The following is a 228-nucleotide window of genomic DNA, read 5'->3' as shown; positions in this document are numbered from 1 at the left end:
GCCGTACGGTACAGCACACCTTGGTCCGAATGAAGCATCGTTCCTTTATCAGTCAGACGGGGTGCGGCTTTTTCGAGCATTTCCTTCACCATTTCGCTGTTAGCATTGCGGCTCATGGCGTAGGCGACGATTTCCCGGTTGAACAGGTCCAATATCGGCGAGAGGTACAGTTTGCCGTCCTTCCCTTTGAGTTCGGTAACGTCGGTCAGCCATTTTTCGTTGGGCTTT

General features: G+C 52.6%; 1 protein-coding gene. It reads right to left on the bottom strand.

Annotated elements, in window-relative coordinates; genetic code table 11:
- Window positions 1–228: DDE-type integrase/transposase/recombinase (locus ACTHTQ_RS11590; RefSeq protein WP_440363999.1), on the bottom strand; the 228-nt coding region annotated here is incomplete at both ends.

Source organism: Neisseria sp. P0020.S003 (assembly GCF_051957095.1).
Classification (GTDB): Bacteria; Pseudomonadota; Gammaproteobacteria; order Burkholderiales; family Neisseriaceae; genus Neisseria; species Neisseria subflava.
The sequence above is the reverse complement of the archived record's forward strand: the minus strand, read 5'-3'. Positions and strand labels throughout refer to the sequence as shown.